Here is a 26,712-nt window from a genome sequence, read left to right on the forward strand (position 1 = left end):
TACTCGAATCGGAACTCGAAAGCGACCGCATTCTTGCCAGGATCCGCGACCTCGAAAACCAGCGGAGCCTTCGCCCCGGCGGCCAGACCACTGACCAGGGCCTTGCTGTCGCTGACGTATTCTTCGGGCCGAAAACGACGCATCGCAATGCGTTGCTCGTCAAGATCGGACAAGGTGATTTCCACCGTCGGAAACGGCTGGGCAAAATCGCCAGCGTTCTGCAATGTGGCGGAAATGATCAACGCTCCGGGTACCGATGGATGCGGCCGGATATCGCGTGAGGCCAATTGCAGAAGTGCATCATCCTTGCGCAAGGGAACCTGGCATCCAAGCCTGGCGCAGACATCAACAATTGCTGGGCGCAAACTCGAATTGTTGATCCACAGGCTGCGCTCAGCCCAGGCAATTTCGCCGCCAAGCAGCAGCAGCAAGAGGAAGCTGCCGAAAATCCAGATGCCGTTGCCACCTTGATCCGTGGATCGACGTCGATGAGCAAACTGTGGCGGCCCCGAAGCGCGTTCGTGGGCACGCGGCCGGTCATCCGGGTCAAGAAACAATGCGCCTTGCGTTCCGCGATTGGGCCGAAATACCGGCAATCCCAATTGCGGGGGCGGGAGATGTTCCGGATGGCGCTCAAGTCTGCTGATCGGCTCAGGCGGCAGTTGTTCGCTGAGGCTGGGCAAGGCGTCGAACAAGGCATTGCAGTGCGAACAGCGAACCGACGCATGCGCCGCCGCAAGGTCAGCGGAACTGATCTTGAAAACCGTCTGGCACTCGGGGCATTGGGTGTACATGCGGTCATTCTACGCGACCTCATGGGCGAATCGGATCAGCGGCGACGCCGCCCATCGATACGCACCCAGTCTTCTCGCCGCGCAACCGTCAGATCCTCGAACCACTCGTTGTAGCGTTCAAGCAGTTCCGCCTGCTGGCCGACCAGAATCCCCGACAGCGCCAGTGCACCCCCGGCCCTGACTCGCGAAGCAAACAGCGGCGCAAGTTCAGCCAGCGGCCCGGCGAGAATATTCGCCACGAGGACATCGGCAACCCCATCGGGATCGGCATCCGGCAGATGCAGGCAGATGCGATCTGCGACACCGTTGCGTTCGGCATTGTCACGACTGGCTTCGAGCGCCTGCGGATCATTGTCGATAGCAAGCACGGATTTCGCGCCAAGCAGAGCCGCAGCGATGGCCAGGACGCCCGACCCGCAACCATAGTCGATCACCGACTTGCCCGTGAGGCTCACCTGATCGAGCCACTCCAGGCACAGCGCCGTAGTCGGATGCGTCCCGGTTCCGAACGCCATGCCAGGGTCAAGACGGACGGTGACGCGCCGGGGTGCACCGGATTCTTCCTGCTGAGCCGGCGGCTCGATATTCCACGGATAGATCCAAAGCCGCTGACCGAACTGCATCGGCTTGAACTGATCCATCCAGACCCGTGTCCAGTCCTGGTCGGCGACCTCGCGAAACACGATCTGGCCGGGCTCCAGATCCGGCAGCAACTCGCTGAGCACGAGAACAAGACCGTTGCGATCGACATCGGACTCAAACAGGGCCGAGAGAACGATCAACGACCACAACGGCGTCTCGCCGACGGCCGGCTCAAGGATGGCCTGTTCATTGCTGGTATCGGCATCGGCATCGAGCAAGGTCACCGATAGCGCGCCGACATCCTCGAGCGCGGTTTCGACGGATTCCTGCAGATCGGAGCGCAGGGTCAGGGAGAGTTCTAGCCAGGACATGGATACGGAGTCGGAAGTGAGGAAAAGGAACAAGCCGGCAAGTCACCGCCACCTGCGTGAACATGATGAAGCTCCCGTCGCGAAGGGCAGCGCTCGCCGATACCGTGGCACGGTGATCAGCTCAAGCCGAGCGCCTTTTCCTTCGCTTCAGCCATGCGTTTTTCAAGGTAGTGGATATTCATGCCACCAGCCTGAAAACCACTGTCGGCCATGATCCGCATCTGCAATGGCAGGTTGGTCTTGACACCTTCGATGACGACTTCAGCCAGTGCCTGACGCATGCGCGCGACCGCCGTTTCGCGATCGCGGCCATGCACGATGAGCTTGCCGATCATCGAATCGTAATTCGGTGGAATACGGTAGCCATCATAGATATGTGTATCGGTACGCACACCGGGACCACCGGCAGCAAGAAAGCGCTTCACCGTTCCGGGGCATGGCATGAAAGTATCGGGATCTTCCGCATTGATCCGGCATTCGATCGAATGGCCGGTGATGCGAATATCTTGCTGGCGGATCGACAGCTTCTCACCGGACGCGATCAGCAATTGCTCACGAACCAGATCGACGCCGGTAATCATTTCGGTCACCGGATGCTCGACCTGGATGCGCGTATTCATTTCGATGAAGTAGAAGTTTCCATCTTCATATAGAAATTCAAATGTGCCTGCGCCGCGGTAATTGATGCGCAGACAGGCCTCGACGCAGACCTTGCCGATCGCCTGGCGTTGGTCTTCGCTGATCCCGGGTGCGGGCGCTTCCTCGACGACTTTCTGGTGACGGCGCTGCATCGAGCAATCGCGCTCACCAAGATGGATCGCCCCTCCCTGGCCGTCGGCAAGCACCTGAATCTCGACGTGTCGTGGATTTTCGAGGTATTTCTCCATGTAGACCTGGTCATTGCCGAAAGCGGCTTTGGCTTCGGTCTTGGTCATCGCTATCGCGTTGCCGAGATGCGCTTCGGTTTGCACGACGCGCATGCCGCGCCCGCCGCCACCGCCGGAGGCCTTGATGATGACCGGATAGCCAATGTCGCGGGCTATGCGCAGGTTCTCGGCATTATCCTCGCCTAGCGGCCCGCCGGAGCCCGGCACGCAGGGCACGCCGGCCGCCTTCATCGCGCGAATCGCCTCGACCTTGTCACCCATCATGCGAATCGTTTCAGGTCGCGGGCCGATGAAAATGAAACCCGATTGCTCGACGCGCTCGGCGAAATCGGCATTCTCGGAAAGAAAGCCATAGCCTGGATGAATCGCCTGGGCGTCGGTCACCTCGGCCGCCGCGATCAGTGCCGGCACGTTCAAGTAGCTCTCTGCCGCCGCAGGTGGGCCGATACAGATCGACTCATCGGCCATACCGACATGCTTGAGATTGCGGTCAACCGTCGAATGCACGGCCACCGTCCTGATCCCGAGCACATGACAAGCACGCAGAATTCGCAACGCGATTTCGCCTCTATTGGCGATGACGACTTTGTCTAGCATGGGATGACCAGCCATTCGGCTGTTGAAAACCGGGATTCGGGATTCGGGATTCGGAAAAGCTTGCGCATCATGGCGTCCTGGGTTTGTTCAGCGATTTGATCAGCGCGTTCAATTTTGAAAACACACAATCGACCAGCTCGTCAAGTTCGGGAGAAATCTCGGCAAATCCAAGTCTTGTCGAGATTTGAAGTTGCGTGTCGAGTTCTGAAAGGGAGCCCCGTGCGATGGAAAGAAACCTCAGATATTCCGGCCTCGATCGCCGTGCCGCAGCTTCGGCAATATTCGACGGCACACTGATCGCTGCACGGCGCATCTATTGCAGCAGTCCAAAGCGCTCGGTGTCCGGAAAGCAAGCGGAAAAGCGATAAACGGCTTCGACCAGATTCATCGAATCGCGCCAGACTTCCAATCGCTGATGAGGCCGCTCTTGCAAATCCCGACTCCCGAATCCCGGCCTCTCAGCCAATCACAAACAACGGCTCATCAAACTCCACCGGATGTCCGCTTTCGGCGATTACGGCGACGACCGTACCGGAGATCTCTGCTTCGATCTGGTTGAACATCTTCATGGCTTCGATGATGCCGAGGGTGTCGCCGACCTTGACCTTCTGGCCGACCGTGACGAATGGCGGCGCATCGGGATTCGAGGAGGCGTAGAACGTGCCGACCATCGGTGAACGCACGGTCGTGCCGGATGGAAGATCATCTTTTTCCTCCGCCGTTGCGGGTGCCGGGCTCGGCGCGCCAGTCGCCGTTGATGGAGCCGGGGCCGCCACGGCCTGGACTGCCGGCGCGGGGCTGGCCGGCACTGCCGCATAGGTTGGCGTCATGTTCTTCGGATATCGCGACAGGCGGACGATTTCCTCGCCCTCCTTGATCTCGAGTTCAGCCAGATTCGATTCCTCGAGCAAATCGATCAGTTTCTTGATCTTGCGCAGATCCATGGGCGTCGCCTTAGCAAGGGAATGGCGCGGCAAGCACGTCATTCCGGGTGGTAATGGGTCAGTTGGAGGAGATCCGGCGGAGGATGAAATCCAGTGCCAGACGATAGCTTTCGGCACCGAATCCGGAAACTACGCCGAAAGCGATGTCGGAGAAATAGGAGTGGTGACGGAACGACTCACGCGCGGCCAGATTCGACAGGTGCACTTCGACAAACGGAATCGCCACACCAACCAGCGCATCGCGCAAGGCGACGCTGGTATGCGTGTATCCACCCGGATTGATCACGATCCAGGCGACCGCTTCGTCTCGCGCCGCATGCACGCGATCGATCAACGCATGTTCGGCATTCGACTGAAAGCTGGTCAGCTGATGACCGGCAGTCGCTGCCGCAGCACTCAGGCCCGCATCGATATCAACCAAGGTCGTGCGCCCATAAACCTCTGGCTCGCGCGTACCGAGCAGGTTGAGGTTGGGCCCATGCAGGACGAGGATCTTGGCCAATGTCGCTCCGAAGCTGCGGTCAAACGACCGGGTTCAAACAGGAGCGCTAGTGTCATCGAACCGGCCCATTGTGTCCAGTTCGACGAAGATCGGCGAAATTCGGCATCTGGTTTCAGTCTGCAACCCGGTGCGGCTCTGATACGAAACGCGCATGGGGCGATTGCCGCAGCAGCGACAAAACCCGACAGGCGGCTAGCGCCAGTACTGGTTGGCGGCGGCTATGGTCTGGAAGTTGATTGCGACCACTTGCGAGGCGGCAGTCAGACCATCGGCTGAATCCGCGTATTCGGGGCGCAGCTTCTTCAACACAGCCCCATCAGGCTGGGTGTACTTGACCCCGCGGCGGCTGAGGGTGATGGCCAGCTCGAAGCCTTCCTGCGGCGTTGCCGTTTGCAGGGTGGTAAGCCAAAGGTCTGACATCGCGGCGAACTCCTTCATCTATGGATCAAGGCAACGACTATACCTCTGACCGCGACAGGGTTGAAACCTGATGCCTCCGCAGTAGCGAATCCCGACATCACTTGAGTCAGAACGTCGCACAATCGATAACGAACCGATAGCGAACGTCGCCCTTGATCATGCGTTCGTAGGCTTCGTTGATCTTGTCGATGGAAATCAGTTCGATGTCGGAGGCGACGTCGTGTTCGGCGCAGAAGTCGAGCATTTCCTGCGTCTCGCGAATGCCACCGATCAGTGAACCGACCAGCCGGCGTCGACCCATGATCAGGGGCCCGGCCGAGAGCGGCGTCGGCTGATCGGGCATGCCGACCAGAATCATCGTGCCATCGCGCTTCAACAGGCCGAGGTAGGCGTTGTAGTCATGCGCAGCGGCAACGGTGTCGAGGATGAAATCGAATTGGCCGGCCAATTTCTTGAACGTGGCCTTGTCCGAGGTGGCAGCAAAATCATCGGCGCCGAGCTTCAGGGCATCGTCGCGCTTCGATGGCGAGGTACTCAACACGGTGACCCTGGCACCCATGGCGTGTGCGATCTTGACGCCCATGTGGCCGAGTCCGCCAAGACCGACCACGGCAACACGGTCGCCCGCCTTGACACCGAAATGTCGCAAAGGTGAATAGGTGGTGATGCCGGCGCACAACAAGGGTGCGGCGCGATCCAGCGGGATCGAATCCGGCACGCGCAGCACGTAATCCTCGTTGACCACGATACGCGTCGAGTAGCCCCCATAGGTCGGCTGTTGGGTGCCGCGCTCAAGACTGTTGTAGGTGGCGGTCATGCCGCTCGAACAGAACTGTTCCTCACCTTCCTTGCAGGCCGAGCATTCTCGACAGGAATCGACGAAACAGCCGACACCGACCCGGTCGCCCGGTTTGAATTTCGTCACCGCGCTACCGACTGCGCCCACTTCACCGACGATCTCGTGACCCGGCACCATCGGAAAGATGCCGCCTCCCCATTCGGCGCGCGCCTGATGGATATCCGAATGACAGACGCCGCAATAGCGGATCTCAATCTGCACTTCATGCGCACCGGGCGCACGCCGCTCGATGGTCCATGGCGTGAGTGCGGCTTTGGCTTCAATGGCTGCGTAGGCGGGAGTCGACATGGGTGATTCCTTGTAGTGGGGCTATTGAGATCCTGTCGACGCCCGCAGAATCAAGCCCCGGGCGGCAAACTCATAGATAGGGGTTGATCCATTCCTTGAGCGCCTGCTCGCTGAAGTTGCCCATGCGCGTCGCCAACAGGCGGCCGTCGCGGCTGATCAGCGCTGTGTATGGCAACACACTCTGGGTATTGCCGAAATGCAGGGAAACGTCGAGCGGATCTTCGGGGGCGTTGATCAGAATCGGGTAGGCCACCGGATTCTGCTTGAGAAACCCGAGCGCATCCGTCGCTGGTTCGGCGGCCACACCGATGACTTCGACATGCCGGGATGCATAGCGAGCGCGCATCGCATCAAGCATCGGCATCTCCTCTCGACACGGACCGCACCAGCTTGCCCAGAAATTCAGCACAACCAGCTTGCCGCTCCATTCGGACAATTGACGCGACTTGCCATCGCGATCCGGCAAACGGATCTCACCGATTGGTTGGCCAATGTCGAGCACCGGAACCCTGGACGTTGCAGATTGCGTGGAAGTCACGGCAGGTGACGCTGATGGACGCAACAGCGCGCTCAAGCCGAGGCCAAGCCCGGCACTGGCCAGAGCGAGCAGTACGATAAAGACGTTGGTGCGATTGAACATGGATTCGATTCGGATTCCGGTCGATGGGTAGTCGTCGCAAGTTTTTGTCGGCTCAGAGGGTGCCAGGCGACAAGGCATCCTCGACAATCGCCTCGGTCAACACGGTTGGCAATACCTTGCCGTTGCCCTGGTCGCCGTGGAAGACCACATACAACGGTACACCGACAGCACCATGTGCCTGCAGAAACGCGGTGATCTCCGGATCGACATTGGTCCAGTCGCCCTTCATGTAGATGGCATTGGATTGCTTCATCAGCTCCTCGAAATGATCGGTGCCGAGGACGCTCTTCTCATTCGCCTTGCAGGTCACGCACCAATCGGCCGTCATGTTGACGAAAACGGTGCGTCCGTCAGCGCGCAATGCGGCCAGTTTGTCTTTCGAATAGGCGATGGATGATTCCGCCATGTCGAGGGATTTCGGTGGCAAATCCAGACGCGCGATCATCCACACCGGAACCAGCGACGCGATCAAGACGATGACGGCGAGCACGCGCGCGATGGGCTTGTCTGCGCGGCGGCTACGCTCGATCCACCACAGTGCCAGCGCCAGCACGACGGCGCCGACGAGGACCAGGCCGATCGCATCGACACCGCGCTGTTTGCCGAGCACCCAGACCAGCCAGACCGCAGTCAGATACATCGGGAAGGCCAGCACTTGCTTGAAGGTCTCCATCCATGCGCCGGGTTTCGGCAGGCGCGAGGCCAGCGCCGGAATAAAGCCGACCAGCAGGAACGGCAAGGCCAGTCCGAGACCGAGAGCAAGGAAGATCAGCAAGGCAACGATCGAGGACGATGCAAATGCGAACACCAGTGCCGGGCCCATGAATGGTGCCGTGCAGGGACTGGCGACGATGCAGGCAAGCACGCCGGTAAAGAAGTCACCAGCCGGCCCGGATTTCGAAGCCAGGCCCTGACCGGTCCCGGCGAGACTGGCGCCGATCGTGAACACTCCGGACAGGCTCAAGCCGACAGCGAGCAACACGTAAATGAGAATCGCGACAAAGCCCGGCTGCTGAAGCTGGAAACCCCAGCCGAGCGCTTGCCCTGCAGCGCGCAATGCAATGACGAGCAAGCCGAGCACGGCGAACGAAACGAGCACGCCGAGCGTGTACCAGATGGCATGGCTGCGCGCCTTTGCCAGGCTCTCGCCGCTCTGGGCCAGACCAATGACCTTGAATGACAACACCGGCAATACGCAGGGCATCAGATTGAGAATGATGCCGCCGAGGAAAGCGAACAGCAGCGCCCCAAGCACACCGACGCCGCTGACAACAGGCGGTGTCGAACGCAGCGCGTTCTCCGCCGACGCGTCGGCAGCAGTGGAATCAAATATCGATTTTGTCGCCGGCACGAAGGCCTTGGCCGCCGCAGCCAGCTCTTCGGCGCTGGCCGGATCGAGATCGACCGCGACCGTGCGCTGCATGACCGGATAGCAGATGCCGTTTTCCTTGCAGCCCTGGAACTCGCCCTGCAACTGGATGGTCTGCGCCTCGCCATCGGCGCGGCGGACGGAGACGGGCAGTTCGACCTGGTTGTAGTAGACAACAACCGTGCCGAAGTGCTCGTCGGTGTGATCGACACCGGCCGGCCATTGCGGCGCGCCGACTTCGACGTCGCGCCCATCGACAACGCTGACCTGACTTCTGTCGCGATACAGGTAATAGCCCTTCGGCATGGTCCAGCGTGCGAGGATCTCGGTCGGGCTCATCTCGATCGCTTCGAACACGAAAGCCTGCTCGGGTGGCAAGGCCTCATCTGAATCGAGCGTGTCAACCGTCGATCCGAAGGCGAAGCCGCCGCTGAGCTTTTCCGCCAACGGGCTGGCCGCTGGCGCAGCAGCGATTGCTTCACGCTTGAGTGAGAGCTTCACCGGATGCGGCGGGTAGCAGATTTTTGGCTCGGTCTCGTGACAACCCTGCACGGTGATCGTCACATCGACCGTCGGTGCCGATGCATCGGCGAGGGTGAACGGCAGGCTCGCCTCCACACTATCGTGGTAGATCTCGACGTCGCCGAAGAATTCGTCGTGCTCCTCGATGCCCTTGGGCAGATCGAGCGTGCCGAGGGTCAGGCCAGGCTGACTGGTCTTGGCCTTGATCCGGCCCTTGTACAGGTAATAGTCCTTGGCGATCGTCCAATGCAGGGCGATCCGATCCGGCCCGGCCAGCTCGGCCTTGAGCACGTAGGCCTGGTCGACCGGCAGCAATCCATCCTGCTCCTGCGCATGGCCGGTGGTGAAAGCAAACAGCGAGAGCAGCACGGCGAACAGATAGCGGGACAAGGGAAAACTCCGGATTGAATGGGTGGGCAGCAGCCCGAAATGGGTCACGATCCCCCAACTTGATCTTCGACCCAGGCCGCGTAGGGCGCATGGGCGACGCTGACATCGACCCCAATTATCTCGGGCAGTTCATATGGATGCAGTTCGAGCAGTCGCGCAGCCATGGCCGGATAGCGCTCGCGCGTGGTCTTGATCAACATCAGCACTTCCTCATCAGCATGCGCCTCGCCCTGCCAGCGATAGGTCGAGCGCATGCCCGGCAACACTGAAACACAAGCGGCCAGGCGCTCCTCGACCAGGGTCTTGGCGATCGTTTCGGCACTGCCATCGGCGGCGCAACTGCAATGGACTATGACGGTGGAAATATCAGGCTGCCTCAGGAAGGATTGAATTGTCCCGTAGAAGCGCCTTCAGGCGTATCTACAAAATCAACGTCACCGCAACGCATGCGCCGCGCACCAACACTCAACCGGCAATCTGCGCGTTTCCTTTCATCGGCAAACTCATCGGAGTCCGCAATTCGGACTCCGATGATTTTCGATCAATGCACGGTCGGCGGAGCCGGCGAATCGAATCCGTCGGCAAAAATCAGATTGTTGTCCAGCGGCTCGCAGACTGCCGGGTTGCTCGATTCGAACAAGGCACGTGTAGCCCATTCCGGGTGATCGATAAACGGATTGCGGTTGCCCTGGAAGGTCTGGATCACGCCATTGCGAGCAACTTCCTCGGCGTCCGGCGGATCACTGGCGCTCCAGGCCAGCAGATCGGTGAGCAAGCCCATGTACGCCGGCACGTTGTAGTTGCTGCTGCCGACAATCAGGCTGCGGTTGTCGGTCAGCTCAAGATTCGGTTCGCTCTGTCCGCTGGTTGGATCAGTACCGCCCTCGTAGCGAATTGCCATGTACATCACGGCGCGGGCCACGTCCCCCTTGCGATGGGCCCAGGTCTGGAACGTGTTGTTGTTGAACCAGTTCGAGTTGCCCGGGTAGGTGCCGGTGCCACCGCCAAATCCGAAATTGAATTCCGTGGCGCGCTCGGCGCAACTGGCCTGGACCGTACAGTCGCCGTATGGGCTGTTGCTGCGATCCGAGTTGTAGCCGGTGTCGGACAAATAGAGCATGTGCGTATCGGTGTACGGCGCATTGGGCAGGCCGAGGTTGCCGGTCTGGCTCGGGAAGCCCAGCGAATTCGGCCAGGTGTGCTCGCGGTTGTAGGTAACCCCGCCACCGCTGCCGGCGCGATCACTGATTGCGGTGTACAGGCGGTTCTTGTAGACATCAAGGATCTGGCTCGGATTGTTCGGATTGGCCTGTGCCGTTTCAAGGATCGTCCACGTGTTCGTGCCCGAGCCGCTGTATGGATAAGCGGTATGGCCGCGGATCAGCAGATGCAGGCTGCAACGCAGTTGCTCGGCGCTGCTGGTATTCACCGAATCGTAGTAGCCGCTGTCATCGCCGCTGGAAACCGTGAAATGGATCGTCACCGATTGATCCATCGGAATGTCATTGGCATTGCGCACATTGGCGGCGTTGATCGTGAATTCGCACACGCCATCGGCCGGCAGCAGAGTCGCCGGAGTCAGGGTGCGGGTCGAGCCGGTTCCGGATTCTCCGAGAACGATCGGATTTGAATCACAGACCAATGCGAAAGCACCCGCCGTCGTGGTTACCGCTTCGCTGAAATTGACCCGCACATCGCTGGCCAGCGGCACATGGGTCGCATTGTCGGCCGGCTGGGTCGAGACCACGGTTGGCGGCGGCACGCTGCTTGGATCGAAGGTAGTGAACGTGACCACCACGTTGCTGGTCATCGGGTCAGGCGTTCCATCCTGATCGACCACGCCACCGGCAAGAATGGTCCAGGTGCAGGTTTCGTTCCCGGCAAATGACACAGACGGAGTCAGTGTGAAACTTGTCGGCCCACCGCTGAGCGTTGCCGCGTGCGTACCCGAGATCGTGCAACTGATGCTGGTCCACGGATCCGTCAAGGTCACCGCTTCACTGAAAGTGATGGCGAGGCTGGCGGCCAGTGCAACATCGACAGCGTTGTCGGCCGGGTTGGTGCTGACCACGGTCGGCGGCACATCGACCGGCGGGTCACCGGCGACCGCAAAGCTGATGTTGTCGATGGCCAGACCGTCATCGGCACCGCTGATGTTGAGATCGGTCCAACGCACCCAGATCGTCGCATCGGCAGCAAGATTGAGTCCGCTGATCGAGACGCTGATCGCCGTGCGGTTGGCAGCGGCATTGCCATCGAGCGCGCCAGTGGGGCCGGTTGTTGTCGGTGACGAAAAATTGAGTGCCGGAAGCGCTGTCCAGTTTGCCGCGGGATCGGCGAGCGAAAGCGCGTCGACGCTGTACTCGAACAGCAAGGTTTCGGCGCGACCGGTGGCTCCGAGCCGCCATTGTTCGCCGGTGTAGGCAACCGCGATTTCACTCAGGGCCTGGCCGCTGTCATTGCGTAGTTGCGCGCCAATCTGTGAGACCAGCGAATTCGAAGCCAGCGTGCCAAAAGCGCGTTCGCTGTTCACACCAAAGCTGTAGGTATCGCCCGAATTGGCCGAACCATTGCTTGCCGAGTAGGTCGCATTCGCGTTGCTGCCGGTTTCCTCCAGATACCAGCCATCAGGCAATACCGAACTCGTACCGCTGCTGGCCAGTGAATCGAAATCCTGCACCGCCGGCGTTCCGCCAACCAGTGGAACAACCTGGGCCACGGCGGCGCAGGAGAATACCGATAAAAGAACGACGGTGGCGCAGCGCGCGCCGAAATGCTGGCTCATGGTGGATTCCCGGATGGGCGCGCCCAAGGACGGGCGGCATCGCTCCCGATTATAGTCAAGGCAACGCTGGATAAGTGGCGCGAGGGAGTGCTGCGCTGCACATTGGATTGCATCGCTATTGAAAGCCCAAAGCCCAGCCCCATGTTCGTGGCACGCCAAACTAGACAGCCTGAGGACTTCCCCAGGCTTTTTTACGCGAGTAGAATTGGCACTCATTCGGGTAGAGTGCTAGCAGCCCGATAATTGTTCAATTAAATCAACCAGTTGAAGGAAAACCTATCATGGCACTTCGTCCCCTACACGATCGCGTCATCCTCAAGCGCCTGGAAGAAGAGAAAATCTCCGCCGGCGGCATCGTGATCCCTGACTCCGCCGCCGAGAAGCCCATCCGCGGCGAAGTTGTCGCTGCCGGCACCGGCAAAATCCTCGAAGACGGCAAGGTCCGTCCGATCGCCGTCAAGGTCGGCGACAAGGTCCTGTTCGGCAAGTACTCGGGCACCGAGGTCAAGGTCGACGGCGAGGAACTGCTGGTCATGCGCGAAGAAGACATCGTTGCGGTGATTGAGTAAGAGCGGGAGTTGGGAGTGGGGAGTAGGGAGTCGTAGAAGCGCATTGCCGCACCGACTACCGCCCCGAATCCCGAAACCAACGCTTTTGCTCTGAACCGAATCCCCAATCCCGAATATCGAATCACGGAGTTCCACCATGTCTGCAAAAGAAATCCGCTTCTCTGAAGATGCTCGCGCCCGCATGTTGCGCGGCGTCAACGCCCTGGCCAATGCGGTCAAGGCCACCCTCGGTCCGAAGGGCCGCAATGTCGTGCTCGAAAAGAGCTTCGGCGCACCGACCATCACCAAGGACGGCGTCTCCGTCGCCAAGGAAATCGAACTCGCCGACAAGTTCGAAAACATGGGTGCGCAGATGGTCAAGGAAGTCGCTTCGAAGACTTCCGACGTCGCTGGCGACGGCACCACCACCGCTACCGTTCTCGCCCAGGCGCTGATCCGTGACGGCATGAAGGCTGTTGCAGCCGGCATGAATCCGATGGATCTCAAGCGCGGCATCGACAAGGCCGTCATCACGGCTGTTGAGGAGCTGAAGAAGCTCTCCAAGCCGTCGGCGGATTCCAAGTCGATCGCCCAGGTCGGCACGATCTCGGCCAATGGCGACGAGCCGATCGGCAAGCTCATCGCCGAGGCGATGGACAAGGTTGGCAAGGAAGGCGTCATCACCGTTGAAGAAGGCTCCGGTCTCGACAACGAACTCGACATCGTCGAGGGCATGCAGTTTGATCGCGGTTACCTCTCCCCGTACTTCATCAACAACCAGGCCTCGCAGCAGGTTGAACTCGATGACCCGTACATCCTTCTTTATGACAAGAAGATCTCCAACGTCCGCGAATTGCTGCCGATCCTCGAAGGCGTGGCCAAGGCCGGCAAGCCGCTGTTGATCGTCGCCGAGGAAGTCGAAGGCGAAGCGCTGGCGACCCTCGTCGTCAACACGATCCGCGGCATCGTCAAGGTCGCAGCGGTCAAGGCACCGGGTTTCGGCGATCGTCGCAAGGCGATGCTCGAAGACATGGCCATCCTCAGCGGCGGTCAGGTGATTTCCGAGGAAGTTGGCCTGCAGCTCGAAAAGGCAACACTCAAGGATCTCGGTCGTGCCAAGAAGATCGTCATCACCAAGGAAAACACCACCCTGATCGACGGTGCCGGTGAAGCTGCCACGATCCAGTCGCGCATCAAGCAGATCAAGGCGCAGATCGAAGAGACCTCTTCGGACTACGACCGCGAGAAGCTGCAGGAACGCGTAGCCAAGCTGGCTGGCGGCGTTGCCGTCATCAAGGTCGGCGCGGCAACCGAAGTCGAGATGAAGGAAAAGAAGGCCCGCGTCGAAGACGCCCTGCACGCCACCCGCGCAGCCGTCGAAGAAGGCGTGGTCCCGGGCGGTGGTGTTGCCCTGATCCGTGCACTCGCTGGCCTGGTCAAGCTCAAGGGCGACAACGAAGAGCAGAACCACGGCATCCAGATCCTGCGTCGTGCGATGGAAGCGCCGCTGCGCGAGATCGTCACCAATGCTGGCGAAGAGCCGAGCGTGATCTTGAACAAGGTCGCCGAAGGCAAGGGCAACTACGGCTACAACGCAGCCACCGGTGAATACGGCGACATGGTCGAGATGGGCATCCTCGATCCGACCAAGGTCACCCGCACCGCGCTGCAGAACGCCGCCTCGATCGCTGGTCTGATGATCACCACCGAAGCCATGGTCGCCGAAGCGCCGAAGAAGGAAGAAGCGCACAGCCACGGTGGTGGCGGTGACATGGGCGGTATGGGTGGCATGGGCGGCATGGGCTTCTAAGAAGCTACTCCTGCGATCCTCGGTGATCGCGAGAATCAAAAGGCGGTCATCCGTGGCCGCGCTTCTCAAGTTCAGCTCCACCCTGTTCCTGTTACAAGAAAAGCCCCGCAGCGATGCGGGGCTTTTTTGTGCCGCCAATCCACTCACGCAGAATTGGCAAAAATGCGCGCTGCCTTGTAGATTTCGATTGTTCCGATGATTTCAAAGGTGGATTCGATGACAGGACGTTGCACAAACTCTCTTCTCGCGCATCTGGCAGCCTGCGCACTTTTGTTGTTCTCGCCCTGCAGTCAGGCCAGCATCGTCTCGGAAATCAATCCGCCGCCGACAACCGCCATCGAAATAGCCCAGCATCAGATCAATATTGCCAGCGGCCTGTCGCAGAACGGCCAATCGGAGCGGGCAGCGATCGAGTTCGATCGAGCTATCCAGTCGCCAGCATTCGCACAGCTTTCCGAGGTCTACCAACACTTCGCTTGGTTCGAGGCCGGCAACGTCGCCCTCGACATGAAGAAGATGGAACTCGCGCAAGACCTGTTGAAACGCGCCAGCCAATCCAGCCAGGCCGGCAGTCAGGACTGGCACAACCGCTTGTATGCGTCGTTCGCCCTGCACGACTACATCGACAGCGCAGATTGCATAACGACGATTGCCCGGCGCTGGCCGGAAACGCTCGATCAGATCAACTCGCCGGCAATCTACGCGATCAATCGCGAACTCCCTGATGAGCCGGGCCAAACGACCATTCTGTTCGATTTCCTCGAAAGTCTTTTTGACGCCAACTGGACCGCCAGGGGCGCGCAACCGAACGGGTTCTGGGTGGATTTGACGCGGCTCCTGCTCGAGCGCGACCAACTCGACAAGGCGATTCGTGCGGCGAAACGTATCGACTCGCCACTCATGGTGCTGGCTCTGCGTGTCGACAAGCGCTTCGATCCGGTCACCCGCGGACGACTGGCGGAATTCGACCTGGATCAGGTTGCAATCGCATCCGTCGCCCAGGCCGAGAAGGCGGTCACCGCACAGCCAGATCTGCTGAGACCGATCCTGGTACTGCATGCGCGGCTGATGAAATCTCGCCAATACGCCAGGGCGCTGGAAGTCTGTGATGGGGTGATTGCCCGAGTGGCCAATGGAAAAGGGGCCGACTTGTACAAGGATTTCGACAAGGAATACATCTGGATTCTCAACTCGCGCTCGGAAGCCCTGCAAGGACTCGGGCGCATGGATGACGCGGTCGCCGCACTCAGAACCGCAATCGACCTCCCGCAAGGCGATTCGGAAAACGTCAACCAGGCTCTGAATCTCGGCAATCTGCTTGCGTCGCTGAATCGGCCGCAAGAGGCGCTGGAAGCAGTCGCCAAACTCGGTGAGATGAGCGCCTTCGGCCGCATGCAACTGGAGAAACTGCAACATCTCGTGGCCATCGAGAATGCTGACGCGGTCGAGGCGAAGAAGCACCTCGACTATATGCGCGAGCATCGAACCGACGCGCTCTCGACGTTCCAGGACGCCCTGCTTGATGCCGGCCTGCTGGATGAGGCAACCCGCTTCGTGATCGAGCGATTGCAAAAGGAATCATCGCGTACGGATGCGCTGCTGAGCGTGCAGGACTATGCGCCCGTCGTACGCGCACCGCGAATCGCGATGCGCCACGCACGATTGCAGGAAATCCTCGCCCGCCCCGCCATCCTCGCCGAGGTGGACAAGGTTGGTCGAATCGAGCACGTCAACCTCGATTCGCAGTAGCGGCTTTCGAACTCGTCACCGTTCTGGCGCGGTTGCAACTGGATTCAGCGCAGCGTGCGACCGAGTTGATCGATGCCGTCTTGTAGCAGGTTGCCTTGCAGTACCGTTGCAAGTCGCTCCCATCATCTTCGAGAACGAGTGGCAAAGCTTGCGCACGCGCAAGAGCCGCCCGGGTCGCTACCTCGTCGGCGTCAAGGTCGTCGACATTTTCGGCAACGACACGATGACCCTGGTGCCGGTCAATGTGGGCTGATCAAGCAGGGGTCAGAAGTCGATCAAAAAATTCCCATTGCCAGCCCTTCGGCGAGCAGCGCTCCCAGTTCACTGCCGCGGGCGAGGTCTGCTGTGCCGAGCTTTTTCGGCGCGAGGATCGCTTCGCGGGTCTGCGCGTCGGTGTTGATGATGATGGCCGGGGCGACACGTTGCAGGCGCAGGCCTTGTGCGATGCGGTCGAGCTGGCGTTGTGCGCCTTCGCCGTCGGAGCCGGCACAGATAATCGTGGCAAAGGCCTTGCCGTTGCAGCGGTCGAGCAGATCGTAGTAGCTGCGATCGAGGAATTCCTTCATCGCCCCGGACAGGCTGGCGAGGTTTTCCGGAGCGGCGAACAGTAACGCATCGGCCGCCATCACATCGGCCGCCGATGCCTGTTCGGCAGGCAACGCGTTCACCCGCACGCCCTCCACGGCCGCCGCCGACTCGCGCGCAGCACCAACCATCTGTTCGGTTGCGCCGGTACGGCTATGCCAGACGATCAGCAGGGATTTCATTTGCAGGATCCTGAACTTGTCGCCAGCGCACCGTCAGCGGGTTGCATGCGATGGTGGACGTGTCGACGATGAATACGCTGGCATGGTCGCCTGCGTCGGCGGGGCACGCAAGGAGACGGAATCGCCTTCCCGCGGCACGTCGGAATCGCCGAGATGGTCAATTACCCCACGCGGCACAAAGTCGATCCGGTGACGCACGTGGTGCGGGCCGCTAGCAAGGTTCGCATTCCTTTTGTGCGCAGGGATCTCTTCAGACAAGGCTAGACTGACGTGCTCCCGGCAATAAAGGAGTTCTTCGAAAGGCGAGTACCAGGCCTGCCAGCCGTCTGAGTCATGATCGAAAACGTGGCGGAAAGTCGGGCGAAACCGGAGCCTGGCGGGATGCCGGATTACACAGTGAGCGTCAACGAATGCTCCCTGCACAAAAAAAGGAAAGTCATGCGCGTAGTGCTTCGTCGATTGTTGTGGTCCGTTTTCGCCCTTCTCGGCGTCTATCTGATTGCCGGGAACCTGTTCCTCAACACGCCGATCGGGCCGTGGGCGATCAATCACAAACCCGACAAATTCCAGTTGCACTGGAGCCAGGGGATCACCTGGTGGCCGGGCTACGCGAAGCTGTGGAATGTCGAAGCACAGGGTCATGTGCGTCATGTGCAGTGGAGCGCCAAGACGCCCCGTGGCAGCGCGCGGATTGCGTTGTTGCCGTTGCTTTCGCGTGAACTGCGCATGCCGTGGATCGAAGCCGGCGTGGTGCAAGGCACGGTCCAGCGCGTGGCACTCGACATGTTGCCGCCGCCGGCGCGGCCGAAAGGCTGGACGATTCGTCTTGACCGCATCCACACCGCGCAGATCGAACACGCCCGGGTGCTCGGTTTCGATATCGACATGCAAGGTGGCGCCAGCTTTGGCATGGTCAAGCAGATGCGCGGCGGGCCATGGCAGATCCTGCCGTCGACGTTCGACCTCAAGGCGATGCGTGCCAGCCGCGACGGGCGCGAATTCCTGCGCAACGGCAGCGTATCGGGCCGCTTCGAAATTGACTCGCATCGTCGTGAAGAGGCGTCCGGCCTGGCAACACTCGGATTGACCGATGCCGCGCTGCGCGTGCAAGGCGAGCTTGCCGGCATGAGCCTCAATGTCGATTCCTCCGGACACTGGACGCCTGGCTTTGCCAGGGACGATTTGCAGGGAAGACTGGATCTTGATCTGCACTGGCAACGCGGCTGGTTTGCCAATGGCGGAAAGTTTGAGATCGAGGTGCCGATGCAAGTCACCTCGGCCGCTGAACAAGTGATTGCCGAAGCCAGCCTGCACACGCGATTCGAAGCGGACGGCATGCATCTGGATCTCGATGTACCCGCCACTCCGAAGCACCCCGGCTCGATCCACGCAAACTTGTTCTATGCACAAACCGATGCCACGCTGCCGGCGGATGCCAAGGCGGCACTGGCCAGGCTCTCCGGAACGCTGGCACTGAACTGGCGGTTCGCCTCGCTGGACTGGCTGGGGCAGGCGCTGGTCAAGGCGCCGTGGTTGAGCCTTGCCGGTTCCGGTCAGGTGGATGCCGATGTGCGCATCGAGGCTGGCCAATTGCAGCCGGGCAGTCGCGTCGACGTGCCACAAATTGATCTGGTCGCGACCGTTGCCGAGCATGTCTTTCGCGGCTCCGCACGTGCCCGTGGCGTGCTCGAGGATTCGGCGAATGGCAAGCTGGCCAGGGTCGATCTCGATCTGGCCCGGTTTGATGCGGCTGCACTTGCCGAACCGGACAAGGTGCTGGCCTCGGGCCGCGATCTGGCGATCCGCTTCGAATCCGATGAAGACCTCGGCAAGCTACGCGAATCAATGAAGGCCAGCTTGCGCTTCAAGGGCGCGGCGGTACCGGATCTCAAGGCGATCAACAGCTATCTGCCGACCGATGCCGTACGCATTAGCGGCGGCTCGGCGACGCTGGATGGCGATCTCAGTCTCGATGGCAACGGACAAATCAGCACGGGTCGTGTGCTCGTCAATGCGCGAAAAGCCGGTGCCAGGCTGGGGCAGATTTCACTGCGCAGCGATTTCGATCTTGATGCGCGCATTGGCGGCAGCAAACTCGCCACGCGTCATTTCGATCTCGACAACAGCACCCTGAAGTTGCGCAATGTGAGCGTGATCGACAAGGGTCGCACGCAAGGCGAATCGTGGTGGGCCAACCTGACCCTGAAGCGCGCCCAGGTCGAAGCACGCAAACCGCTGCGGATCAATGCAAAAGTGAATGTGGAGATGCAGAACGTCGGATTGCTGCTCGCACTGTTCACCCGCCATAGCGACTATCCGCGCTGGGTGCTCAAGCTGGCCGATGCCGGATCACTGCGCGCAACCGGTGACATGCGCATGCTTGAGAAAACCCTGGTTTTCGATTCCGTCGAGGCGCGCAACGATCGTTTCGAAGTCAATGCGCGCATGCGCATGGCCAAGGCGGCAACGCAAGGCGATCTGCTGATTCGCTGGAAGCTGCTCAAGCTCGGTCTTGAGGTCGGCAAGGGCGCGCATCAGTTCCATCTGCGGCGTGCGGCCGAATGGTATTCGTCACAACCTCGGTTGATCCCATCGCAATGACACAACAGGATCGAATCAGCCCTTCGGGTCGAGCCGCGGCCCTTCCTGCGAACGCCGTGTTCTGTCGGCGCCGCCTCATCGGCGCGTTCAATCCAGTGTGAAAGGCGGCCGGGCCTGTGGCGCCGGCCGTTTTCATTTCAGCGCACGGTCACCGGGTTGCGCGTAATGGCAGTCTTGTCGATGACGAAGACCAGGTCGTACTCGCCCGCTTCAGCGGGTGCACGCAAGGCGACGGCGTCACCTTCAAGCGGGACGCTCACGTAGTCGAGATAGTCCAGCGTGTCGCGCTGGACGAAGCCGATCCAGTGGCTGCCATGATGAGGGCCTGCGAACTTGACCGTGATCTGCTCGCCTGTGGCCATGCTGACCGGCGCATCGAGTTTGGCGACGGCAGCCGTCACCTTGATCGGCTGCGAGGCGACGACTTTCTCGCGCTCGTTGAGCACATAGCGCAGTTCGTAGTCGCCGGCTTCCGTCGGTGCCATCAGCGTGCCCTCGGTTTTCGCACCCTGTGGACGGATGTAGTCGCGATACTGGGTTACATCGCTCCCGGCAGGCGCGAAACCGATCCAGTGCCCCGATCCTTCCGGACCGCTGGCCTTGATTGTGATGGTATCGCCAGCCATCGCCGTGGCAGGGCCGCTGACGCTGACGTCACTCGCCGTCACGGTGATCGGACGCGAGGCAATGATGCGTTCACGCTCGTTGAGTACGTAGCGCAACTCATACTCGCCGGGTTCGGCTGGCGGCATCAATTCAATTTCGCTGATGACACCAGTGGGGCGTGCGTAATTGAGGTAGGAAGTGATCGGGCTGCCTTTCGGAGCAAAACCAACCCAGTGGGCACTGCCAACCGGACCGCGTGCGGTGATCTTGACCTTGCTTCCGGCCGGCACGCTGTCGGCTGCCTCGATGCTGGCTTCGGCATCGCCGACGTCAAGCACGACACGCGCGAGCACGCTGTCCTTGCGGATCGGGCTGACATAGCGCAACTCCACCTTGCCGGCTTCGGCCGGTGCCCGCAGCGTGATGACACCCTTGTCGGCGGTCTTTTCCTTCTTGCCGACCACGACGTAGTCGAGATAGGCACCGTCTTTCGAGCCGACCGGTGCAAAGGTTACATAGTCGCCGTGATCAGCCGGACCACTCCAGCTGATCTCGACCTCACGGGTGATCGCCAGCGGGCCGTTTGCAGCCACGCTGGCCGTGGCCGGTGGCGGTTGCGGCTCAGTGCTGGCACTGACCGCACCTTCAATCGCAGCGCCGAGTTCATCGGCACTGCGCGCATTGAAGTAGCGCCCGCCGGTGTTCTCGGCAAGACAGCGCAACTGCGCCTGATGCTGCGGATCACTGACATCGAAACCGATCACATGTGCGGTGAAGTCGACACCGCTTTTCTCCAGTGCGGTGCCGACCGTGCACGGATCGAGGTTGCAGGTTTCCTCGCCATCGGAAACCAGGATGACGGTGGCTTTCTGCTCGGATGACTTGAGCACGCCGGCGGCATGCTGGACGGCTGCCGACAGCGGCGTCATGCCCTTGGCATTGAGGCTGTTGACCGTCGAAAGGAAGGCGGTCTTGTCGAGCGGACCCGGCTCGATCAGGGTTTCGATGTCGGTGCAGTCGCCCTTGCGCCGATGGCCGTAGGCAACCAGACCAATCGCGTTGTCCGCTTTCCAGTTGCCGAGTACGTCGGCGACGGTTTCGCGGGCAATCTCAACCTTGGTTTTGCCAGCGATCTGGCCCCACATCGATCCCGAAGCATCCAGTACAAGCATGATGTTTTCAGCGGCAAACGCCTGCGCTGCCGGTAGCACAAACAGAAACACGCAAACAATGACTTTCATGGCAACCCCTGTTGGAAGAAAGCGCATCGTAGTGGTATCGAATGATTCCGTCATGTGTGTTGATTCACACGCAAAATGCGTGGCGCTTCACGCTTTACCTCGTCGCATTCAATCGCCAGGCTTTTGCAACGAGGAGTTGGCGAAAGCGCCGATTCTTCGCTGGCCCGACAACGCCAATCGCCGTTCATGTTGCGCTGCGGCGTGGCAACTGTTGAAAAATCGTTATTATCGCGGCTTCAGGTGACAAGCCTCGTGGGGAGGGAGAACCCGTCGCAGCAGCAATGCTCGGCGGGTTTTTTTAGGGCAATCGGATTTGACTGTGGGGCAGGCGCTCGATCGCAACTCGGGGTTTTCGCAGTCGTTGGTGGAACTCAGAGGCGGCGAGTCGATCTGCGCAGCGGAATTCGTGTGGGAATGGATTGACATCAGGTATTGGGGCGGTTTGTCGTGTCGGTTCCTGTTTTCACTACGAACCGCCGCGTGGTGAGGTGGTGCACGAGTGCCATGACTCATCAAGTTCTGACACGTCGCCGGGCCCTACTCGTGAAGACGATGAACGATAGCTTGGCTACTGGAACCCATTCTGGAAAATCACATCTGCGGGACAGTTGCGGCCACCCGTGCCGCTGCACGGGTCGCTTACGGCGACGCCGACCATCGAAAACTCCTCTGCGTCGCCTATGACGTCTCCGTCGGAATCCCAGGAGTCAATCTTCGTGCCGATCACGCGCTCGAACCCGTCGATCAGTCCATCGCCTATAGGACCGCCAGGGAAACGAGGGGGATCGTTGTCGGAATAGGGATAGGCGTAGCCCAGCATCTTGTTGCTGCCGCTCGGATAGGCTGCCGTGTAGCCCACTGCCTCAAACGTCGTGCGCTCGCTTTCGAGGAACGTCGCACAGTCATCGTCCGCGACCTTGCACGCGCGATAGACTTTCTCGGCACCGGGCGGGATGCAGGCGGGCTCCACGGTACACGGCTGGTAGATGTAGCCTTGGATATTGCGCAGCTTGTACCCGTCCGCATACGCCTGCTCGATATGCACCGTCGTCGTGACCAGGATGAAATCGCGATTCGCAGTGTTGCAGCCTGGCGTCTGCGGCGTGCACCCGGCCGGATAGTTTCGTGACCGATCCATCTGGTAAAGAGGCACGAGTGCCGGCCATTCGGGGCGCGGCTTGTACTCCGTGGTCAGCACGTAGATCGCAGCGCGCGGTGCTGTCAGCGGCGTCGTGCCCGGCTCGGTGGGAAAACTGGCATAACCGGGCACAAACGAACCTTGAGGCTGATAGGCTGACTCTTGGTTGATGAGCAAGGCGAGCGCGCCTTGTGGCGACGTGGTATCGGCGTGATCCTTGGAGTTCGCGCTGTACATTCGAAACAGCGGTGTCGCGCGGTTCTTGACGATCCGCTCCTGAACTTTTCCGAGCATGCGGGCAGCTGCCGCCGCTGCGTCCGGCCGGCCATGCCCAAAGGTCTGCGTCCACGGCTGACCGTTCTGTGCTTCCACCGTGGTCTGCGCAAGAACCGTGCGAATGCCCACCACGTCCCCGAACTGAAGGACCGGCTTGCCCGCAATCACGAGAGGATTGATAGAGCGGAGAATGCCCACGATACCGGCGATCTGCGGCGCTGACATTGATGTTCCCGTGCATAGGCCCAACCCGTCGCCCATGGGAGTGCCATAGGAATCGCCGCACTCCGCGTCGGGAAAGTAGTCCTTGCCTGGATACACTGTCGAAAAAGCAGATTTCGCTGACGCCATCAATTCTTGTCGTGGCCCGCCGAGGTACTTCGTATAGTTGGAGCCACACTCTTGGCTGTTCGCCGGATTCGGACAGAACGTCGTGCTGCCCGGCGAGTCGTCCCACAAGGCGTGATTGCTATCGAAGCCTCCGGTCGCGATCACACTCGACTCCATTGCCGGAAACTGCAAGCGGTCGCGATGATTTCCCGACGATGCAACGATCACCGCACCTCGGAATTCCGCATGAGCCAACCCCAAGCACCATGGATCATTGAGATGCGTTGGACACCATTCTGTCTCCGGCGGTTGCGGCGATCGAGGAGCACCCAAGCTGAGATTGACAACTTGGGCACCTGTATCCGTCATGTGAGTGAGAGCAGGCTCGAGCGCTTCAGAGTTCGCGCGAAGGAGAACTTGCCCTGTAATGCAAACATTTCTGGCAATCTTCCACATCGCTATCCCGCAGTGCTTGCAGGTACCTCTGACACCGAGCCCACTGGCGCCATTTGCAGCCTGTAAGCCAGCCACATGGGTTCCATGTCCAGCTCGGGCAGGCTCGACGGCCGGAAGACCGTTGGGGTTGCACGGCGAGTTCACAGGCAACGGCATGGGCGTCACTTCGTTAACATCGGCGTCGTAGAAACCCGGCCCGTCTCCAAGATCAAGGGAAGACGCTGGAACGAAGTTCCCTCCAAGGTACTGACCCGTTGCCGAGAACTGTCGCAGTGCGGGATGCGCAACAGCCAAGCCTGAGTCGGCGCTTCCGATCATGGCATAGCCGCCCGCGAGCTCCCAGGCTGCGCCGATGTTCAGCGAATCCCAGCCATACTGCGTCGGCGTTCCCAGCAGGTTTGCTCCCACGGGTGCTGAATCTTCGATCCCGAATTCGACAAGTGATACAGATGAGAACTTGACTTCGAGTGATGGGTATGCGGCCACTACGTACGGGTCGGATCGAAGCGACTGAAGGGCTGCTTCATAGTCCACCTCAGCGGCATAGGCGACAACGACATATCGCTCAAGGCGCGCGCGCATGGATTCCGGATTGGCCTCCAGGTAGGCCAGGAAATCGCCAGACGCACGCAATGGTAGCAAATAGGTCACCCCCGCCGGCGGTATGGCGCTGAATGCTTCCAGGGGGCGGAGGTCCAGATGGGGGAGAGAAGTCGAGGTAGTGAACCAGTTCGTACGCGGTCGGAGCGCCGGGCTCAATTGACACAAGTACCTTGATGTGGCGATCCGGCTCCTGCGCATCACTGCACAACGGGAGCAGCGCAAGAAGCGGCATCACGATCAAGGAGACATGGCGTCGCCGCAGTCGGAATGCGGCGGCAGAGAACAAGGCGAGCGCAGCGGCCAGCGCTGCCATGGGGCCAATCGCTGGAAGCGGGACATTCGGCACTCCAGCGACGACAACCTGTAGCGTGGTTAGCGTTTCCGTGGTGCTGGTTCCGCCAAATGGAACATAGTGCCAATCGATCTGAAATGTGTAGGAACCAGCATCGAAAGAGCCGATGGAGAAGACGCTGGTGCCGACAGGAAGATTGCAATGAAACGGGTCTTCTTCGTGAACGCCTTCAAGCACGATACGAACTGTGTTTCCTGTGCGAATGACTTGCGCAGGCTCGTTCGAGAGGAAGCCGTCGCAAACACCCGAACGGACGCTGACAGACAGAGCCTGCCCTGCGACAGGATCAGCCGGCAAGATGACCGGCGGATCAACGAATGCATGAGCGATCTGCGCACATAAAGCAAGCATGAGGGCAGCCAAACTTTTGAAGTACACGCGTTTCATCTTCGTCTCCTTGATTGAGAGCGTGCCTACCCTACACATCACGGCGTCTCGTTTGTGCCTGGCTGCTCGAAGTACCCAGAATCGAGCAGCTTGACCAAGGTTGGGATATGCGCCCCATACTCGATGGTGCGCCGATGCATCCGCACAGGTCGACTCATCGAGTTCGCCGTCATGAACTCTACATAATTTCCGGCATCTGGAGTCCGAACGGGTTCGACCACCTGAACCGATCCCATCTTGCGCGCCTTGGGGTCGTAAAGCATGCGTGCGCGGATCACATCGAAGCTGTAGCCACGTCCCATGCGATTCATCCCCTTGGCCAGACTATTGACGGATTCAGTATAGGCATTGGTGATCGGTTGCTCGAAGTAGGAGAAGATTTCGTTCGACCAGTTTGTCATCGCGGAAAGCAAATCCTTGAACACTGATTTCTGCTCGGGCGATACGTTGCTGAGCCAAGTGGCGTAGGCTGCCTCCGCTGTCGGCCGACTCTGCTGATCCCAGATCGACAGGAATCCCTCTTTGATGGCGTGCGCCTCGCTGAGCTCCGGGAATCTCTGGAACCACTCGCGTAGCGTGGCCATCGATTCGGGTTTGAGGTCGTGTTGGCGGCGCAACAGCAGGAAGCGTTCGTCTTTAAGCTTGAGCCGCTGCCGCTCAGGCAAAGTCTTGCGCAGGCGCTTGCGCAGCTTCTCCAGGGCGTCGTTGGCCATGCGCTGGATATGGAAGCGATCCACGACGATGCGCGCCTGCGGCAGCGTGGCCTGAACCACTTGCCGATAGACGTGGTACATGTCCATCGCCACCCACTCGACCCGGTCCTTGTCGCGCAGCGTCTTGAAGTAGGCGAGCAGCTCCGGCTTTTTGCGGCTCTCCCGCATGTCGAACAGGGTATGGTGCTCAATGTTCGTGATCATGGCGCGATAGTCGCCGATGATCTTGATCTCGTCGATGCCAAGAATGCGCGGCGTCACGAAGCGAATCGTCGATTCCAGTTCCTCGACGTAATCTCCGAAAATCTGGCGAACTGTCTTCTCGTCCATTGCCACGCGGCGAGCGACGACGGCAAACGGCTCCCGGAAGCAGTTGGCTCGCACGTAGGCGATCAAGCGACTGGTGGCAAGCCGCTTGGCGTCCAAGTCTGGGATCGGATCGAACAGCGTCTTGCCGCAGTTCTGGCACCGATATCGCCTGCGGTTCACCGTGATCTGGACCGTCTTGCCGTGGATCGGCGTATCGCGATAGGTCTGCTCGTTGGTCCCGTGGCCGTACAGTCGGCCAGATCGGCAATCGGGACACGCCTTCGGGACCATCCGCCCCTCAGCGACGACGACGTACGCGTCGTCTTGCGAAGTAACCGATACCGTCTTGAGGCTAGACAACTGCAGCAGATCGGTCACGCGCAGCCCCACAGTGAAGTCCGAGATTTACTCTAACACATTCACTGACTGAGCCAACAGTAGAATCCGAAATAGAAAGCTAGATCGACATGCTGTTTGACGAGCAATCCCACAGCTCGATCCGGATACCCTTTTTTATTGCCTTGGATGGCATATATGCCGGCAATGCAGGACGAGTGCATCGATCAGGAGGTACGCCTCCATGGAGGGAGGCGGTAGAACCGCGTCGGGAACAAGCGGTCGAGAGGCCGCTCAAGCGCATCCTGCGCTCGCGGCATTCGCACATCCCTGTGCAGCACAACGCAGGACGACTGCATGGATGCTGGAGGTAGGGCAACGCAGGAGCAGTTGCCGAGCAATTGCTGGCGATTGCCATGGATGGCATGAATGCCAGCAATGCAGGACGACTGCATGGATGCAGGAGGTAGAGCAACGCAGGAGCAGTTGCCGAGCAATTGCTGGCGATTGCCATGGATGGCATGAATGCCAGCAATGCAG

Annotated in this window: 21 protein-coding genes and 1 pseudogene; 5 read left to right on the forward strand and 17 right to left on the reverse strand. The window is 60.1% G+C overall.

Going from position 1 to position 26,712, the window contains the following annotated elements; translation table 11 throughout:
* From VFN25_RS04340 to VFN25_RS04395, 12 genes and pseudogenes are all read right to left on the reverse strand, one after another.
* The coding region (locus VFN25_RS04340; RefSeq protein ID WP_325139204.1) for a DUF3426 domain-containing protein at positions 1-794 on the reverse strand (794 nt) is incomplete at its 3' end.
* 35 nt (positions 795-829) lie between these two features.
* On the reverse strand, positions 830-1,747 hold the full coding sequence (gene prmA / locus VFN25_RS04345; RefSeq protein WP_325139207.1) for a 50S ribosomal protein L11 methyltransferase: 918 nt from the start codon (positions 1,745-1,747) through the stop codon (positions 830-832).
* 116 nt (positions 1,748-1,863) lie between these two features.
* Positions 1,864-3,231 carry an acetyl-CoA carboxylase biotin carboxylase subunit gene (gene accC, locus VFN25_RS04350; RefSeq protein WP_325139209.1) on the reverse strand — a complete coding sequence of 456 codons (1,368 nt, stop codon included), beginning with the start codon at positions 3,229-3,231 and terminating at the stop codon, positions 1,864-1,866.
* Positions 3,232-3,298: 67 nt separating this feature from the next.
* Positions 3,299-3,619 (reverse strand): annotated as a pseudogene (locus VFN25_RS04355) (four helix bundle protein).
* Positions 3,620-3,689: 70 nt separating this feature from the next.
* Positions 3,690-4,175: an acetyl-CoA carboxylase biotin carboxyl carrier protein gene (gene accB / locus VFN25_RS04360; protein ID WP_325139212.1), complete on the reverse strand. Its 486-nt coding sequence runs from the start codon at positions 4,173-4,175 to the stop codon at positions 3,690-3,692.
* 58 nt (positions 4,176-4,233) lie between these two features.
* Positions 4,234-4,677: a type II 3-dehydroquinate dehydratase gene (gene aroQ, locus VFN25_RS04365; RefSeq protein ID WP_325139213.1), complete on the reverse strand. Its 444-nt coding sequence runs from the start codon at positions 4,675-4,677 to the stop codon at positions 4,234-4,236.
* Between the two features lie 192 nt (positions 4,678-4,869).
* Positions 4,870-5,097: a hexameric tyrosine-coordinated heme protein gene (locus tag VFN25_RS04370; RefSeq protein ID WP_325139215.1), complete on the reverse strand. Its 228-nt coding sequence runs from the start codon at positions 5,095-5,097 to the stop codon at positions 4,870-4,872.
* Positions 5,098-5,203: 106 nt separating this feature from the next.
* Positions 5,204-6,244: an NAD(P)-dependent alcohol dehydrogenase gene (locus VFN25_RS04375; protein ID WP_325139218.1), complete on the reverse strand. Its 1,041-nt coding sequence runs from the start codon at positions 6,242-6,244 to the stop codon at positions 5,204-5,206.
* Positions 6,245-6,314: 70 nt separating this feature from the next.
* Complete coding sequence (locus tag VFN25_RS04380; RefSeq protein WP_325139220.1) at positions 6,315-6,884, reverse strand: TlpA disulfide reductase family protein; 570 nt, start codon at positions 6,882-6,884, stop codon at positions 6,315-6,317.
* 52 nt (positions 6,885-6,936) lie between these two features.
* Positions 6,937-9,165: a protein-disulfide reductase DsbD gene (locus tag VFN25_RS04385; protein WP_325139222.1), complete on the reverse strand. Its 2,229-nt coding sequence runs from the start codon at positions 9,163-9,165 to the stop codon at positions 6,937-6,939.
* Between the two features lie 44 nt (positions 9,166-9,209).
* Positions 9,210-9,557, reverse strand: coding sequence for a divalent-cation tolerance protein CutA (gene cutA / locus VFN25_RS04390; RefSeq protein WP_325139245.1), 348 nt, complete (start codon positions 9,555-9,557; stop codon positions 9,210-9,212).
* 149 nt (positions 9,558-9,706) lie between these two features.
* Positions 9,707-11,950, reverse strand: a complete 2,244-nt coding sequence (locus VFN25_RS04395; RefSeq protein WP_325139224.1) for an endonuclease — start codon at positions 11,948-11,950, stop codon at positions 9,707-9,709.
* 281 nt (positions 11,951-12,231) lie between these two features.
* On the opposite strand from VFN25_RS04395, the gene groES reads away from it, so the two are divergent.
* The 4 genes from groES to VFN25_RS04415 all read left to right on the forward strand — a co-directional run bounded on the left by groES (position 12,232) and on the right by VFN25_RS04415 (position 16,310).
* On the forward strand, positions 12,232-12,519 hold the full coding sequence (gene groES / locus VFN25_RS04400; protein ID WP_325139226.1) for a co-chaperone GroES: 288 nt from the start codon (positions 12,232-12,234) through the stop codon (positions 12,517-12,519).
* A gap of 136 nt (positions 12,520-12,655) precedes the next feature.
* Positions 12,656-14,308 carry a chaperonin GroEL gene (gene groL / locus VFN25_RS04405; protein ID WP_325139228.1) on the forward strand — a complete coding sequence of 551 codons (1,653 nt, stop codon included), beginning with the start codon at positions 12,656-12,658 and terminating at the stop codon, positions 14,306-14,308.
* A gap of 195 nt (positions 14,309-14,503) precedes the next feature.
* Complete coding sequence (locus VFN25_RS04410; protein WP_325139230.1) at positions 14,504-16,057, forward strand: hypothetical protein; 1,554 nt, start codon at positions 14,504-14,506, stop codon at positions 16,055-16,057.
* Positions 16,058-16,163: 106 nt separating this feature from the next.
* Positions 16,164-16,310, forward strand: a complete 147-nt coding sequence (locus VFN25_RS04415) for a hypothetical protein (protein ID WP_325139231.1) — start codon at positions 16,164-16,166, stop codon at positions 16,308-16,310.
* 22 nt (positions 16,311-16,332) lie between these two features.
* On the opposite strand, the gene VFN25_RS04420 is transcribed toward VFN25_RS04415, so the two are convergent.
* Complete coding sequence (locus VFN25_RS04420) at positions 16,333-16,824, reverse strand: flavodoxin family protein (protein ID WP_325139233.1); 492 nt, start codon at positions 16,822-16,824, stop codon at positions 16,333-16,335.
* A 438-nt stretch (positions 16,825-17,262) separates the two neighbouring features.
* Between VFN25_RS04420 and VFN25_RS04425 the strand changes: the two genes are divergently transcribed.
* Complete coding sequence (locus VFN25_RS04425; protein ID WP_325139235.1) at positions 17,263-19,425, forward strand: hypothetical protein; 2,163 nt, start codon at positions 17,263-17,265, stop codon at positions 19,423-19,425.
* Positions 19,426-19,562: 137 nt separating this feature from the next.
* On the opposite strand, the gene VFN25_RS04430 is transcribed toward VFN25_RS04425, so the two are convergent.
* The 4 genes from VFN25_RS04430 to VFN25_RS04445 all read right to left on the reverse strand — a co-directional run bounded on the left by VFN25_RS04430 (position 19,563) and on the right by VFN25_RS04445 (position 26,214).
* On the reverse strand, positions 19,563-21,272 hold the full coding sequence (locus tag VFN25_RS04430) for a VWA domain-containing protein (protein ID WP_325139237.1): 1,710 nt from the start codon (positions 21,270-21,272) through the stop codon (positions 19,563-19,565).
* 568 nt (positions 21,273-21,840) lie between these two features.
* Positions 21,841-24,054 carry a S8/S53 family peptidase gene (locus VFN25_RS04435; protein WP_325139239.1) on the reverse strand — a complete coding sequence of 738 codons (2,214 nt, stop codon included), beginning with the start codon at positions 24,052-24,054 and terminating at the stop codon, positions 21,841-21,843.
* On the reverse strand, positions 24,038-24,814 hold the full coding sequence (locus tag VFN25_RS04440) for a hypothetical protein (protein ID WP_325139241.1): 777 nt from the start codon (positions 24,812-24,814) through the stop codon (positions 24,038-24,040). Before VFN25_RS04440 ends, VFN25_RS04435 begins: the two co-directional genes overlap by 17 nt.
* A gap of 38 nt (positions 24,815-24,852) precedes the next feature.
* Complete coding sequence (locus tag VFN25_RS04445) at positions 24,853-26,214, reverse strand: ISL3 family transposase (RefSeq protein WP_325139243.1); 1,362 nt, start codon at positions 26,212-26,214, stop codon at positions 24,853-24,855.
* Positions 26,215-26,712 lie beyond the last annotated feature (498 nt).

The sequence above is a fragment of the Dokdonella sp. genome (assembly GCF_035703485.1).
In the GTDB taxonomy this organism is placed as follows: Bacteria; Pseudomonadota; Gammaproteobacteria; order Xanthomonadales; family Rhodanobacteraceae; genus Dokdonella.

Bases quoted from the DNA above. Each gene is read 5' to 3' on its own strand.
- prmA (WP_325139207.1), bottom strand. From the start codon at position 1,747: ATGTCCTGGCTAGAACTCTCCCTGACCCTGCGCTCCGATCTGCAGGAA.
- accC (WP_325139209.1), bottom strand. From the start codon at position 3,231: ATGCTAGACAAAGTCGTCATCGCCAATAGAGGCGAAATCGCGTTGCGA.
- accB (WP_325139212.1), bottom strand. From the start codon at position 4,175: ATGGATCTGCGCAAGATCAAGAAACTGATCGATTTGCTCGAGGAATCG.
- VFN25_RS04370 (WP_325139215.1), bottom strand. From the start codon at position 5,097: ATGTCAGACCTTTGGCTTACCACCCTGCAAACGGCAACGCCGCAGGAA.
- VFN25_RS04375 (WP_325139218.1), bottom strand. From the start codon at position 6,244: ATGTCGACTCCCGCCTACGCAGCCATTGAAGCCAAAGCCGCACTCACG.
- VFN25_RS04380 (WP_325139220.1), bottom strand. From the start codon at position 6,884: ATGTTCAATCGCACCAACGTCTTTATCGTACTGCTCGCTCTGGCCAGT.
- VFN25_RS04395 (WP_325139224.1), bottom strand. From the start codon at position 11,950: ATGAGCCAGCATTTCGGCGCGCGCTGCGCCACCGTCGTTCTTTTATCG.
- groES (WP_325139226.1), top strand. From the start codon at position 12,232: ATGGCACTTCGTCCCCTACACGATCGCGTCATCCTCAAGCGCCTGGAA.
- groL (WP_325139228.1), top strand. From the start codon at position 12,656: ATGTCTGCAAAAGAAATCCGCTTCTCTGAAGATGCTCGCGCCCGCATG.
- VFN25_RS04410 (WP_325139230.1), top strand. From the start codon at position 14,504: ATGATTTCAAAGGTGGATTCGATGACAGGACGTTGCACAAACTCTCTT.
- VFN25_RS04420 (WP_325139233.1), bottom strand. From the start codon at position 16,824: ATGAAATCCCTGCTGATCGTCTGGCATAGCCGTACCGGCGCAACCGAA.
- VFN25_RS04425 (WP_325139235.1), top strand. From the start codon at position 17,263: ATGCGCGTAGTGCTTCGTCGATTGTTGTGGTCCGTTTTCGCCCTTCTC.
- VFN25_RS04430 (WP_325139237.1), bottom strand. From the start codon at position 21,272: ATGAAAGTCATTGTTTGCGTGTTTCTGTTTGTGCTACCGGCAGCGCAG.
- VFN25_RS04435 (WP_325139239.1), bottom strand. From the start codon at position 24,054: ATGCGCGCGCGCCTTGAGCGATATGTCGTTGTCGCCTATGCCGCTGAG.
- VFN25_RS04440 (WP_325139241.1), bottom strand. From the start codon at position 24,814: ATGAAACGCGTGTACTTCAAAAGTTTGGCTGCCCTCATGCTTGCTTTA.